Origin of the sequence: Thalassotalea litorea (genome assembly GCF_043642205.1) — a bacterium.
GTDB classification, from domain to species: domain Bacteria; phylum Pseudomonadota; class Gammaproteobacteria; order Enterobacterales; family Alteromonadaceae; genus Thalassotalea_A; species Thalassotalea_A litorea.
The window spans coordinates 74,522-87,968 of record NZ_JBHZSG010000011.1 but is presented as its reverse complement, the minus strand read 5'-3'; the positions used below and the strand labels follow the sequence as shown (position 1 = coordinate 87,968).

Below are 13,447 nucleotides of genomic sequence, written 5' to 3'. Positions count from 1 at the left end.
AGGTTTGAGCGAATTGCAGTCGTAGCTTACCCATTACTTTTGATACTATAAGGAAGTTATTTTGAAAGCTGGATTAATTATCATTCTATGTATCATCTCTTTCTTGGCAGGAATGTTTTATCAAAAATGGGACTTATTAGAATCTGGCACAGTCGAGCTAACCACTAGCTTAGAATTACAAGCATCTCCAGAAAACATAGGGCTTTTACCTAAAGGGACAATAATGTACCCATATTCTAGTTTAGATACCGAAACCTTCGTGATTTTTGTCAATACAAGTAACCTAAATCATATGAAAGCAGTTGAACTAGAACATCCTTTGACAGTAGCTCCTATTGATGCGTATGAACAATAATTTCAATTAAAACAGTCTGTTGCGAAGTCTGTCAGGGTGATGGCTGATTACGGTTGTTTTCCGCTTTGGCATTGCAAAGGGTCGGTAGGAAATATTAATCCAGAAAATTTAACTTTATCGAGTAACTTATCTACTAATCTATTACATTGGGCTAAACGTTATGATGAAACGTTGAATGACTCAGAGCCGCAGCTATCTGGATTTGCTACCAAGCAAGAAGAGCTTATATTTGTTGAAGAGGGGCTACGTTTGGCTCAATCTGTTAAAGCAGAGTTGAACATTGAGGTTTATTATTTCAATCAAATAATCGGAAAGAATATCAAAATCTGACTGTCTCTGAATGGCACAAAGCTGCCGTTCAGTGTTGTGGTGGTAGATTCCCTGTCGTGGCAGGGAATGACGCAGTTTTTGTGGCTTTTACCAAGGTTTCATAAAATGAAACGTTATCCACCTAATGCGTTTTGCGCATTATCCCTCCATTACGATTTATCGCAATCTCCACCCAAAGAAACTTGTTTCTTTCTCCACCTCAAGGTATTTCCAATTCCCACCAACAACCCATAAAAAAAGGGAGCTAAATTAGCTCCCTTAATCGTGTTGGTAATGCGTATTATGCTGTTGCTTCACGGTACGCGAAGATGTGCTCGGCAAGGTCTAATACCTTGTTAGAGTAGCCCATTTCGTTGTCGTACCAGGATACCAGCTTCACAAACGTATCACTCATGGCGATACCTGCTTTAGCGTCAAATACAGACGTACACTTTTCGCCGATAAAGTCGTTAGACACGACTTGTTCTTCGGTATAATCCAAGATGCCTTTCATTTCATTTTCAGACGCTGCTTTTACTGTAGCGCAGATATCTTCGTAGCTTGCCGCTGTTTTTAAGTTCAATGTTACATCTACAACAGATACGTTTGGTGTTGGTACCCGAAATGCCATACCGGTTAGCTTACCATTAAGCTCTGGGATCACTCGGCCAACCGCTTTGGCAGCGCCCGTTGAAGAAGGAATAATGTTCTGACCAGCACCACGACCACCGCGCCAGTCTTTTGCGCTTGGGCTATCAACGGTTTTTTGAGTAGCCGTTGTTGCGTGAACTGTGGTCATCAATCCAGTTTCGATACCATATTTATCGTTAATCACCTTAACAAGTGGAGCAAGACAATTGGTGGTACAAGACGCGTTTGAAACGATCTCTTCACCTTTGTAATCGTTGAAGTTTACACCCGCAACAAACATTGGTGTACTGTCTTTTGACGGTGCTGACATAATAACGTTTTTGGCGCCTGCTTCGATATGTTTGCGGGCAGTTTCATCGGTTAAGAATAGACCGGTTGATTCAACAACAATTTCTGCACCTACTTCATTCCATTTCAGGTTAGCAGGATCGCGCTCTGCGGTGACACGAATCGTTTGACCGTTTACGACTAAAGAGTTGCCTGAAACTTCCACGCTGCCATTGAAACGTCCATGGGTCGAATCGTATTTCAACATGTAAGCCATATATTCAATATCAATCAGGTCATTAATCGCCACAACCTGCAGGTTTTCACGCTCCATTGCAGCACGAAATACTAGTCTGCCGATGCGACCGAAACCATTAATAGCAATTTTCTTCATTACGGTATCCTTAGATAAAAACATTATGTTGTAAAATTACAACAATTTGAGCTTTATTCAAGTGTTTTTTGCATTAGGAGAAGGTTTTGTAGTTATTTTATTAAATTTGTAAATATTTCTACACCAACAATTACATAAAGGGTGTTTTTTGTGGCAGAATACGCCCCATTTTTAGGCCGGTAAGCTTTAATTATAGATATTACTGGCAATACCTCCGCAATTTGAATGGATAAATACATGTCTGACGATTCAACTAAATGTGACATCGGTTTTGTTGGCCTGGGTGTAATGGGTAAAAACCTGGTACTTAACCTCGCTGACAATGGTTTTAAAATCGCTGCCTTTGATCTTGATTTTGAAAAAGTAAATGCTGCTATAGAGCAAGATGCTGAAGAAAACAAGCAAGGCAATCCACGTGTCATTGGTTGTTCTTCTTACACTGAATTGTTATCCAAACTCAAAGCGCCGCACCTGATCGTATTAAGTGTCCCGGCAGGAGAAGTGGTAGACCAGGTTTGCCATAATCTGATTGGGGCTGGCATTCAGCCTGACGATATCGTCATTGATACCGGTAATTCACTTTGGACAGATACGGTAGAGCGTGAAAAGCGCTACAACGAAAACTTTATCTTTTTCTCCTCTGCGGTTTCAGGTGGTGAAGTTGGCGCTCGTTTCGGCCCCGCATTGATGCCAAGCGGCAGCGCTTATGCGTGGACACGTGTTAAACCTATTTGGCAATCGATCGCGGCGAAAGTCGATGGAGAGACCGGGAAACCACTTGAGCGCACAAAACCTGGTGAGATCATACCTCATGGTGAAGCCTGTGCAGATTATATTGGTCCTGCGGGCGCCGGTCATTACGTAAAAATGGTGCACAATGGTATCGAATATGCCGATATGCAAATAATCTGTGAGGTTTATCATGTGTTGCGTGAAGGGTTAGGCCTTGATTGTGAACAGGTTGCCGATATTTTTGCCGAATGGAATGCCGGTGATCTTAACAGTTACTTGATGGAAATTTCCGTTGAAGTGCTACGCCATAAAGATCCTGAGTCCGGGAACGCTCTGGTTGATTTGATCTTAGATAAAGCCGGCCAAAAGGGCACAGGGTTATGGACAGCCGTAAGCTCACTGGAAGTAGGTTGCCCAGCTCCGACAATTTCACAGGCCGTGTTCGCGCGTTCGATTTCGTCATTTAAAGACCTTCGTGTTGCAACCTCAAAACAACTAACGCGTCCTCAAGCTCAAGCGTTATCGAAAGAGCAGCAAGACACCTTGATTACAGAGTTACATGATGCACTCTATTGTGCGAAGATCTGTGCTTACTCGCAAGGTTTCCAACTGATGAAACTTGCTTCTGTTGAACACAACTGGAAGCTTAACTTCGCTTCAATTGCGAGGATCTGGCGTGCAGGTTGTATTATTCGTGCATCATTTTTGCAATCCATTACTAAAGCGTTTGAACGCGATAGTGAATTGGAAAACCTATTACTGGATTCTTATTTTTCAGATCAATTGAGCAAGTACCAGAATAACTGGCGTCAGGCTGTAGCAAAAGCGACCCTGATGGGGATCCCGGTTGGCGCTATCTCTGCCTCATTAAGTTATTACGACTCCATGTGTTGTGAAACTTTGCCAGCTAATTTACTGCAAGGACAACGTGACTTTTTTGGAGCACACACGTTTGAGCGGGTTGATAAAGCCGCAGGTAAAAAGTTTCATGTTGAATGGTCAAACCCAGAACGGTTGATTAAACCGCTAAATTAATTCATTGCCATAAACGTCAATACGAGAAAAAGGAAACCTGATGAGTGACTCAAATGACAAATACAAGCAAATGTTGTCACCAGAGGCTTATCAGGTATGCCGGTTGGGCGCGACTGAAGCGCCGTTTTCCGGTAAATATTGTGATCACTGGCAGTCGGGCACTTATCAATGTGCCTGTTGCCAGCAATCGTTATTCTCATCTACCGCGAAATTTCAATCAGGCTGTGGTTGGCCGAGCTTTAATGAAGCCATCGCCGGAAAAATCCGTTATCTGCCTGATCATTCTCATCATATGGTTAGAACTGAAATTCAGTGTAGTCACTGTCAATCTCATTTGGGTCATGTATTTGATGATGGCCCAGCACCTTCCTATAAGCGTTATTGTGTAAATTCACTAAGCTTGGCGTTTAAGTCTGACGACTAATATTGTATTTTTCACAGCACTTCTATAAATACCAATCAAATCGGTTGAAATTACTGCCGAATATTAGCTTAATTCGCTGTTTTCTATGGTTTACACCTAATTTAAGATTAAATTGGTAAATTTTTATGAAATCCCTAGTGAATGATTACATAATTAATTACAATGGCGCCGCTAATAGAGAGCAGAAAAGCAACCCATTCTGATAGCTAAATACACATGATACGAGTTTTTAAAAACTGGCGTTAAACCCAGTGGTGAAAATAGGTCACTGGACATCACCGGTTGTTGCAATGGCATAACATTGTTAAAACTCGACGTCGTGTAAAAAAACGTAACGCTCATTCTCACTGATGCGTTTAATTATCGGACGTTGGGATCGCTAACCAATACTGCTCATTTCGCTTTGTTTACTTATTTCAATACCAAAAGGTTTATCGCATGAGTTATCACAACGAGGAAATTTACCAAAAAAGCTGGCAGGAACGTCAGGATTTTGCTGAGAAAATGTTACCGATCATTGGACAACTGTATCGTAACTTCGGCGTAGAAATTTCCGTTTATGGTCGTCCATTGGTTAACGCATCGGCTATCGATATCATTAAGGCGCACAAATCTGTCGCAATTCACGAAGCAAGCAAACTTCGATTAAGAGAAAGCTATCCATTCCTTAAAGCGCTTAGCAACATGCCTCTAAAGCCGTGTAATATCGATGTGGGTAAACTGGCGTATCGTTATTTGTTTCACGGCGAGGCCAATGGCTTAAGCATTGAAGAATACCTAAGCAAAGAATTAAATCCGTTAAAAGAAGACGTTTCCCAAAATGGTCCTCAGGATGTGGTGCTTTATGGTTTTGGTCGTATTGGTCGGCTGCTAGCACGCTTGCTGATTGAGCAAACAGGTCCATTAGCGAATCTAAGATTGCGCGCGATTGTTATTCGCCCGGGTAAAGAAGGTGATTTAGAAAAACGCGCCAGTTTGTTGCGCCGTGACTCAATCCATGGTGCATTTAATGGCAGTATTTCCATTGATGAAGAAATGGGCGTGATCAAAGCCAATGGGGCATACATTAAAATCATTTATGCCAAGTCACCGGCTGAAATCGACTACACCGAGTATGGCATCAATGATGCATTAGTCGTGGATAATACGGGTATCTGGACTGATGAAGCAGGCCTTGGTCAGCACCTTGAAAGCAAAGGTGTAAAAAAGGTATTGCTGACTGCGCCAGCGAAAGGCGATATCAAAAACATCGTTTATGGTGTTAACGAAGATATGATCGAAGAAGGCGATAACATTGTCAGTGCCGCAAGTTGTACAACCAATGCCATTACCCCGGTACTTAAAGCGGTTAATGATCAGTTCGGTATCCGCAACGGCCACGTAGAAACCGTGCATTCGTATACCAATGATCAGAACTTAATTGATAACTATCATAAATCAGAGCGTCGCGGTCGCAGCGCACCATTAAATATGGTTATCACTTCAACAGGGGCAGCGAAAGCCGTCGCTAAAGCATTACCAGAACTTAAAGGCTTGTTAACCGGAAACGCCATTCGCGTACCTACGCCAAATGTTTCCATGGCTATCATGAATTTAAATCTTAAAACCGCAACCGATCGTGAAACGTTAAACGATTACTTACGCTCTGTATCGTTAGATTCACCGTTGCGTCAGCAAGTGGATTACACCGCATCGACTGAAATTGTATCTACCGACTTAGTCGGTTCACGATTTGCCGGTGTTGTAGATTCACAAGCGACCATTGTCGAAGATGACAGAGCTGTCCTATATGTGTGGTACGACAATGAATTTGGCTACAGTTGCCAGGTCGTCAAAGTCATGAATAAAATGGCCGGTGTCAGAGTATTGAGCCTACCAAAAGCTTAATCATCACTTAAAAAATACGTTTCGAAGCGGGGCATAGGTCCCGCTTTTTTATTTACTCGATTAAATCGCGCTAATATTGCGCAAAATTTGCGTTAACAATCTCTCATAGCACTCAAAAGCCGTTATGATGCATGTGCAGTTTTTGTTGAGGGGGTTACACATTTATGAAATATTGCGCAATCAAGTTCGGTCTCTAGTAATGTTCGTTTCCCAACACTTAGAAAAATAATGCCAACATTTATCAAAATTATAAAAAGTCTATTGTTACAGGCGGTGATTATCGTCATCGTTTTCAATGGCGTATCTGCGCTAAGAGAAAGTGGAATGCTGTCTAGCTGGCAACATCAAAATGCTCCTGATTTTCATTTAAATTCGCTCGATTCCAGCACGGTCAATTTAAATCAGGCCATGGGTGAGCAAAAAACCGTTCTATACTTTTTTGCACCCTGGTGTTCGGTCTGTAGATTTAGCATTGGTAACTTACAGGCGTTGTACGAGAAGCATCCTTCAGAGCGAGTGCAAATTTATGCCATTGCTCTGGATTTTGTTGATCAACAGGAAGTCGAGTCATTTGTCGAAGGGCTTGAGCTAACCATGCCGATATTGCTTGGCAATGAAGCGTTGAAACAAGCGTATCAAGTGTCAGCATATCCAAGTTATTATGTATTGGATCAAAATCAACAAGTGGTTCACCGATCAATGGGCTATTCCACAGAACTTGGATTATTGTTGCGTACATTATAATTGGGTGGATTCGGATTTTGTCATATTATTGCTTTGTCGATGAGAGCAAAAACACTGCCGAATAAGACAAAGCCTGACATTTTCACGTTGAACAACTTCAGTTAACGAAATCCTTTGTGTAAACTCAACAGATCATTTATGAGTTTGGATACAGAACATGAGCAACAGTGATTCATCACCGATTCAAATAAGCTGCGCTTTTGACGGCGGCAATATTCTCGTTAAAAACGCCAGCAGTCCTACGGATATTACCTTAGAAATTAAAAAAGATAATCAATCTGATTTTTACCAATGGTTTCATTTCAAGCTTCATAACCCATCATTGGGTGAGCATGTGATGACGATTACTAACGCAGGGCAGGCTGCCTATGTTGAGGGGTGGCAGGATTATCAAGCCGTTGCTTCCTATGATCGCGAAACCTGGTTTCGGGTAGAGACTGAGTTTGATGGTCAAAACCTGGTCATCAAACATCACCTTGAACATGCTTCCGTGTATTTTGCTTATTTTGCGCCATACAGCTACGAGCGCCATCAGGATCTCATCCACCAGGCTCAGGAAACGGATATTTGCGAATTAAGTGTCCTTGGTCAAACACTCGACGGTCGCGACATGAGTCTGTTAACCGTTGGTGAACCCGGCGAGGGTAAAGCCCATATCTGGATCACCGCCCGCCAGCATCCAGGGGAAACCATGGCAGAGTGGTTTATGGAAGGCTTTATCGAACGTCTGTTAGATATGGATGATGGTGTGGCTAATGCCTTGTTACAAAAAGCCGTTTTCTATCTTGTTCCGAATATGAATCCAGACGGCAGTGTCCGTGGTCACCTTCGTACCAATGCCATTGGTGTGAATCTCAACCGCGAATGGCAGGAACCTAGCATGGAAAAAAGTCCTGAGGTCTACCTGGTTCGTGACAAAATGATGCAAACCGGTGTCGATATGCATTTGGACATTCATGGTGATGAAGCGTTACCGGTCAATTTTGTCGCCGGTTGTGAAGGCGTTCCCAACTATGATGTTCGCCAGAAAGCACTGGAAGATAAATTTAAAGAGTTATTATGTGCAATTACGCCTGAATTTCAGGATGTAAAAGGCTATCCAAAAGATGAACCGGGTCAGGCTAATTTAACCGTAGGTTCCAGTTGGGTTGGCAATCATTTTAAATGCCTGGCGTTTACCGTTGAGATGCCTTTTAAAGATAATGAGTTATTACCCGATGTCATTTTTGGCTGGTCTGACGCTCGTTCAGCCATCCTTGGTAAAGATACGCTGACGGCTATCTATCATGTGGTAGATGATTTAAGATAAGGTCAAATTTGCATTATGGGTCTGAACATGACCCATTTTGTAGATACAAATAATCAAATTTAGAGCCAGTGGATGCTGGTTCTGTCAATAATAATAAAATCTATTCAGGGGTCATTGTGCTTGAATTTGTAAATACGCTTAACGGGATCATCTGGAGCCCGGCATTAATCTATCTGTGCCTTGGAGCCGGACTATTCTATTCATTTTTCACTCGTTTTGTTCAGGTTCGTCATTTTCGCGAAATGTGGCGTCTGCTTTTATCAGGAAAAAGTTCTGACAAAGGGATTTCTTCATTTCAGGCGTTAGCCGTATCGTTATCCGGCCGAGTGGGTACCGGTAACATTGCCGGCGTAGCAGCCGCTATCGGCTTTGGTGGTCCCGGTGCCGTTTTCTGGATGTGGGTAGTGGCTTTCTTTGGTGCTGCAACCGCGTATATCGAATCAACCCTGGCACAAATTTACAAAGAAGAAAATGAAGGGCTGTATCGCGGTGGTCCCGCATACTATATCGAAAAAGCGCTGGGTCAGAAGTGGTATGCATGGATATTTGCCATTGCTACGATTCTGGCAACCGGTTTATTGCTGCCAACTGTGCAATCAAATGCGATTGGTGCTGCCGTAGAACAGGCCGTTGGTACAGGTAATATGGTTGAAACGGCAATGGGAACGTTCAGCTCAACCAAATTGTTTACTGCAACGGGTGTGGTTTTAATTCTTGGCTTTATTATCTTTGGTGGTGTTAAGCGTATTGCTCGTTTTACGGAACTGGTTGTACCGTTTATGGCACTTGCTTATATCATCATTGCTCTGGTTGTGATTGCGCTTAACCTAACCGAGTTGCCGGGGATTGTCATGCTAATCGTGTCAGATGCATTTACCCCAATGGCGGGTATCGGTGCTGCCATTGGTTGGGGTGTAAAGCGTGGTGTTTATTCCAACGAAGCGGGCCAGGGTACAGGCCCTCATGCGGCTGCAGCGGCTGAAGTGCAGCATCCAGCTCAGCAAGGCTTAGTACAGGCTTTCTCTGTATATGTGGATACCTTGTTCGTTTGTACCGCAACCGCGTTCGTTATCTTGATTACCGGTCAATACAACGTCGTTGGCGAAGGTGCTGCGATGATCCAGCAAAATATTGCCAACGTTGATCCGAATAGCCCAATGTTTACCCAAATGGCGCTGGATTCCGTATTTGCCGGAGCAGGTAGCCCGTTTGTGGCGTTATCCCTGTTTTTCTTCGCCTTTACTACCATTTTGGCGTATTACTTTATCGCTGAAAATAATGTGACTTATATCAATCGTCATATCCATATTCCTGGCCTGACGTTTGCGCTGAAAGTCATGATTATGGCGGCAACATTATTCGGTTGTTTACGTGAAGCTGGCATCGTATGGACTCTTGGTGACATCGGTGTAGGTTTAATGGCCTGGTTAAATATTATTGGTATTTTGATTATTTTCTTAGCCGGTCGTCCTGCGATCAAAGCGCTGAAAGATTATGAGCGTCAACAAAAAGAAAAAGTCAAAGATTATACCTTTGATCCCAAAGCACTTGGCATTAAAAATGCGAAGCTATGGGAAAACAGGCTTAAAAAATAAAATTTTATTAAAGCACTAAAAAAACACCCGCAACGGGTGTTTTTTTTTGTAGAATGCAAAATACAAATAGAGAGGTGCCTATGGCTTTAGTGAATTGCCCTAATTGTTCTAAGAAAATTTCATCTTTGGCTAAGTCCTGTGATCATTGTCACATTGAACTTTCCGATATGGATACGGAGCAGCGCTTGAATATGAAGCGCATGAAAAAGATCGAACAATCTCAAAAATTAATGAACCAATCAATGGTAGCGATGTTACTGTTCTGTGCAGGGATCGGCTCGATGTTCTGGGGGGAACCAGAGCCTGGTTCGATGCAATACAACCTGGCAACAGGGGCCGGTGTAATCGGCTTTGTCTGGTACCTGGTGAATCGGGTTCGAATGATTATCTTGAAGCGTAAGTAAACATGAATTTAATCGAAGTAGTCGACTCTATGTCGAAAGACATGTATGAACGAATGAAAACCGCCGCAGAAACAGGCCGGTGGCCTGAAGGCACGCTCGTAGATGAGGCAACTCGTCATTCTGCATTGCAAATCACGATGGCATATCAGGCCAGACACTTAGACAATAATCAAATGATGACGGTCGGTGCTGACGGTGAATTAATTCACAAAAGCAAACGAGAACTCAAAGCCGAGTTTGCAAAAGAAACTGAACAAAACCAACAAGCGCAAAAACAACAAAACCAAGGCGAAGACATCGTTCGATTTAAAGACTTATGATATTTAAAACGTGGCGCAAAGCTAAATGGCAACACCAGGATGCGAAGATTCGTGTTGAGGCAATACGAGAACTTGCACAAAAAGGCGATTGCGAGCCGATTCTTTTACAAATCTTAGAAGATGATCCGGATTTACACGTTCGCAAACAAGCTTTGCAGGCAATAAGCTCACCGGCATTGCTGCTTAGTGTGGACACACCTCGTTATCCTCAGCCGTTAGCGGCCATTGCGACCAGCCTTATTGAAGCAAAACTGCTAGGTCCTAGTCATGGTTTTGATGTCGCCCAACGTCAACAATTTTATCAACGGATCCGAAAAGACAAAAGCAGCTCGAAATTTTTACTGCAGTGGTTTAAGTTAGAGCCCGAATTGTCTTTTGAGTCAGATTTTGCCGCGATAGCGGACCATCAGGGAACATTAATCAGCTTATTTCAACAAACGTCATTCTGTGACGTACAGTGTGTCATTATTGATAAAATTTGCGATGAAAAACTGTTATCTAAACTGGCCAGCAAAGCTTTGCACGAACCAGTAAAACAAGCCCTTAATGAAAAATTGCAACGTTTGGCCCTGCAAAGGGAAATGCCCGAAAAAATCCGCAAAAATGCACAACTAATGCTATCGAAATTACTGGTGCTTCGGGAGCAACAAGATGCTCAGTTGGTATTAGACCAGTATCATCAACTGCAGCGCGAGTGGCAAAATTTGTGCGCGGAGTTTTCGTGGTTAAGTGATTCTGAACAACATGGGTTTTTAGAAAAACACGCTCAGATTGAACAACAGTTAACCGTGCATTTAGGGAAAATGAAGGAACGAGTGGCTCATCAGAAACTGCTTGAACAACAGCAACAACAACGTCAGCAACGAAAACAGCATATTAACGACTTATTGGCACAATTGCATGACGCTCAATCATTGGTGATTGCCGAAGATAGTGGCCTTGATGATGTGAAACGAATCGTCGCACAACTTGAACAGTTCCTGCAGTCAGTTGAGGCTATAAAAGGCTATCAAGATAAGGTTGACCAGGCGTTGAGCAAAGCAAGCATACTGATCAATCAAACCGACCGGATCCGCGAACAGTTGATCATTGCAACGCGATTAATTTCTCAATTATCAGAGCAAAAATTACCGGATTCCATCGAGGAATTGTTGCCGGCGGAACAAACCTTTAAAGATTGGCGCGAACAATGGCGAAGCTGCTCACAAAACCTAGGGGATTGGTTACCGCAGTCAATTAATGAAGCTGCGACAACGATAAGCCGGCAGTGGCAAGCTGCGTTAAAACCTTTGCGTATGCAAAAACGCGGGCAACAGAACTGGTTTAAGCAACGCTTTATTGAGTTAGAGCGTTTAGTAAAGATCGGAAGATATCGAGCAGCAATGGCTGTGTTTCGAAAAATTCAGCCAGCGTACCAAGGTCTGACCGACGTTGAACAAGATCTTTTTTCTGATGATTATCAAAAAGCACTTGTCAGTGTAGACGAGTTAAAATCGTTAGAATCATTTGTCGTTGTTCCCAGAAAACAGGCAATAATCGCCAAATTGCAAACGTTAGCTGAAACACCCTTAGAGGATATAAAGGCGCAATCTGAGCAGGTAAAAGAGTATCGGAAGCGTTGGTTGGCTTTAGGGAAAACGGAAGGCGAACAGGAAGGGCAACTGAATCAAACGTTTAATCGTCTGTGCGAACAGGCGTTTGCCCCTTGCAGAAGCTATTATGCGGAACAGTCTGAAGTTCGAAAAGTAAATTACAACACCAGATTAGCACTGTTAACGTCATTATCTGATTTAGGGCAGGAAATCCAACAAGCCGAAGGAAAGTCATTAAACGCTCTAGCAACCCAATTGAATAAGTTAACGGTTCAATGGCAGCAATCAGGTTCTGTTGAACGAGACAAATATCAGCAGCTACGGCAACAATATCGACAAATCGTCGAACCGATGAAGGCGCGTATTCGTGAGTATCAACGAGAAAGCACGGCGTTAAAGGAAAAGCTAATATCACAAGCCGAAAAAGCGCTTGAAGCAAATGATTTTAACGCTGCGACCAAGGAATTAAAGCGATTGCAACGTCAATGGCGTGATATTGGATTTTCGGGGCCACAAAACGATGCTCAGCTTTGGCAGACCTTCCGGGCAATTAATGATAAAGCCTTTGCAATGCGCGACAAACAGATCAAAGAACACAAAGCGCAATCAGAAAAGCTGCAAAATCTGTGGCAGTCACGTATCGAAACTTTACAACATGAGATTCAGCAAGCTGACGCAAAATCGATGCAGGGACTGCAACGAGATGTTCAGTCGTTGTTGCCAGAGATCAAAAACCAGGGACAAGGTTTTGACAATCAAAATCTAGTGCAAAAAGTTAATGAGTTACGGACACAAATTAGTAAACGACAAAAAACACTTCGTACGCAATCACAAGTAAAGCAGTATCAACATCTTTTCGATGTTTTTCAAATGATAGAACCTGATACAAAACCGCAGCAGGTTATGGAAGAAGTGTCAGCTTTTGATGAATTGAATAACGCTAACCGACGGGCAATTATCTCGGTGTTTACACCGGCACGTGCCGCTCAAGAGCGAAACCAATTAACCCTGGAAATGGAAATTCTTGCTCAGGTAGATTCACCTAAGCAAGAAGCGAGCAGGCGTCAGGAAATACAACTTGCGATGTTAAACGATAAGCTTAACGGGGTCAGTGTAAGTCTTGAAGATAAACTGCATCAATGGTTAGCTTGTGGGCCATTACCCCAAGAGCAACGGCCTTTGTTGGCGCGGGTAAAACCATTGTTTCACTGTTAAGGGGCGTATAACGCCTCTTTTTTTTGGGGAAAATTTTAGTCTTTATTCGCTTACCTATGCCTATTCTACCATCGAGTGTAATCCATTAACGATGCTGTCTTATGGCGAGTTAACTTGGTTAATCAAGCCGTTATTGGCAAGAGTCGGGTAGACTCATCTATTGCAACTTATTTGATATCATTTATAGTTAATTAATCGCTAATCAATAGCAATG

The 13,447-nt window shown here is 42.8% G+C and carries 12 protein-coding genes; 11 read left to right on the top strand and 1 reads right to left on the bottom strand.

Features of this window, described 5'->3' with window-relative positions:
• Positions 1-61: 61 nt before the first annotated feature.
• Positions 62-355: a DUF4094 domain-containing protein gene (locus ACHUFQ_RS07850; protein WP_394174523.1), complete on the top strand. Its 294-nt coding sequence runs from the start codon at positions 62-64 to the stop codon at positions 353-355.
• A 39-nt stretch (positions 356-394) separates the two neighbouring features.
• Positions 395-685: a hypothetical protein gene (locus ACHUFQ_RS07845; RefSeq protein WP_394174522.1), complete on the top strand. Its 291-nt coding sequence runs from the start codon at positions 395-397 to the stop codon at positions 683-685.
• Positions 686-965: 280 nt separating this feature from the next.
• On the opposite strand, the gene gap is transcribed toward ACHUFQ_RS07845, so the two are convergent.
• Positions 966-1,976, bottom strand: a complete 1,011-nt coding sequence (gap, locus tag ACHUFQ_RS07840) for a type I glyceraldehyde-3-phosphate dehydrogenase (protein WP_394174520.1) — start codon at positions 1,974-1,976, stop codon at positions 966-968.
• A gap of 237 nt (positions 1,977-2,213) precedes the next feature.
• Between gap and gndA the strand changes: the two genes are divergently transcribed.
• The 9 genes from gndA to ACHUFQ_RS07795 all read left to right on the top strand — a co-directional run bounded on the left by gndA (position 2,214) and on the right by ACHUFQ_RS07795 (position 13,233).
• On the top strand, positions 2,214-3,743 hold the full coding sequence (gndA, locus tag ACHUFQ_RS07835; RefSeq protein ID WP_394174519.1) for an NADP-dependent phosphogluconate dehydrogenase: 1,530 nt from the start codon (positions 2,214-2,216) through the stop codon (positions 3,741-3,743).
• A gap of 40 nt (positions 3,744-3,783) precedes the next feature.
• Positions 3,784-4,167 (top strand): peptide-methionine (R)-S-oxide reductase MsrB, encoded by a 384-nt coding sequence (gene msrB, locus ACHUFQ_RS07830; RefSeq protein WP_394174517.1) that lies wholly within the window; start codon positions 3,784-3,786, stop codon positions 4,165-4,167.
• A 438-nt stretch (positions 4,168-4,605) separates the two neighbouring features.
• A complete protein-coding gene (locus ACHUFQ_RS07825) occupies positions 4,606-6,054 on the top strand; it encodes a glyceraldehyde-3-phosphate dehydrogenase (RefSeq protein ID WP_394174516.1) in 1,449 nt (482 codons plus the stop codon).
• Positions 6,055-6,282: 228 nt separating this feature from the next.
• Positions 6,283-6,798: a TlpA disulfide reductase family protein gene (locus ACHUFQ_RS07820; RefSeq protein WP_394174514.1), complete on the top strand. Its 516-nt coding sequence runs from the start codon at positions 6,283-6,285 to the stop codon at positions 6,796-6,798.
• A gap of 181 nt (positions 6,799-6,979) precedes the next feature.
• Positions 6,980-8,107, top strand: a complete 1,128-nt coding sequence (locus ACHUFQ_RS07815) for a M14 family metallopeptidase (protein ID WP_394174551.1) — start codon at positions 6,980-6,982, stop codon at positions 8,105-8,107.
• A gap of 116 nt (positions 8,108-8,223) precedes the next feature.
• Positions 8,224-9,702, top strand: a complete 1,479-nt coding sequence (locus ACHUFQ_RS07810; RefSeq protein ID WP_394174512.1) for an alanine/glycine:cation symporter family protein — start codon at positions 8,224-8,226, stop codon at positions 9,700-9,702.
• Between the two features lie 80 nt (positions 9,703-9,782).
• The gene (locus ACHUFQ_RS07805) at positions 9,783-10,106 is read left to right on the top strand and encodes a hypothetical protein (protein WP_394174511.1); all 324 of its coding nucleotides are present in this window, start codon (positions 9,783-9,785) and stop codon (positions 10,104-10,106) included.
• Between the two features lie 2 nt (positions 10,107-10,108).
• Positions 10,109-10,426 carry a YeaC family protein gene (locus tag ACHUFQ_RS07800; RefSeq protein WP_394174509.1) on the top strand — a complete coding sequence of 106 codons (318 nt, stop codon included), beginning with the start codon at positions 10,109-10,111 and terminating at the stop codon, positions 10,424-10,426.
• Positions 10,423-13,233, top strand: a complete 2,811-nt coding sequence (locus ACHUFQ_RS07795; RefSeq protein ID WP_394174508.1) for a DUF349 domain-containing protein — start codon at positions 10,423-10,425, stop codon at positions 13,231-13,233. The genes ACHUFQ_RS07800 and ACHUFQ_RS07795 overlap by 4 nt, the downstream gene beginning before the upstream one ends.
• Positions 13,234-13,447 lie beyond the last annotated feature (214 nt).

Coding starts and splice junctions, on each gene's coding strand:
- ACHUFQ_RS07845 (WP_394174522.1), top strand. CDS start 395: ATGGCTGATTACGGTTGTTTTCCGCTTTGGCATTGCAAAGGGTCGGTA.
- gap (WP_394174520.1), bottom strand. CDS start 1,976: ATGAAGAAAATTGCTATTAATGGTTTCGGTCGCATCGGCAGACTAGTA.
- gndA (WP_394174519.1), top strand. CDS start 2,214: ATGTCTGACGATTCAACTAAATGTGACATCGGTTTTGTTGGCCTGGGT.
- msrB (WP_394174517.1), top strand. CDS start 3,784: ATGAGTGACTCAAATGACAAATACAAGCAAATGTTGTCACCAGAGGCT.
- ACHUFQ_RS07825 (WP_394174516.1), top strand. CDS start 4,606: ATGAGTTATCACAACGAGGAAATTTACCAAAAAAGCTGGCAGGAACGT.
- ACHUFQ_RS07820 (WP_394174514.1), top strand. CDS start 6,283: ATGCCAACATTTATCAAAATTATAAAAAGTCTATTGTTACAGGCGGTG.
- ACHUFQ_RS07805 (WP_394174511.1), top strand. CDS start 9,783: ATGGCTTTAGTGAATTGCCCTAATTGTTCTAAGAAAATTTCATCTTTG.
- ACHUFQ_RS07800 (WP_394174509.1), top strand. CDS start 10,109: ATGAATTTAATCGAAGTAGTCGACTCTATGTCGAAAGACATGTATGAA.
- ACHUFQ_RS07795 (WP_394174508.1), top strand. CDS start 10,423: ATGATATTTAAAACGTGGCGCAAAGCTAAATGGCAACACCAGGATGCG.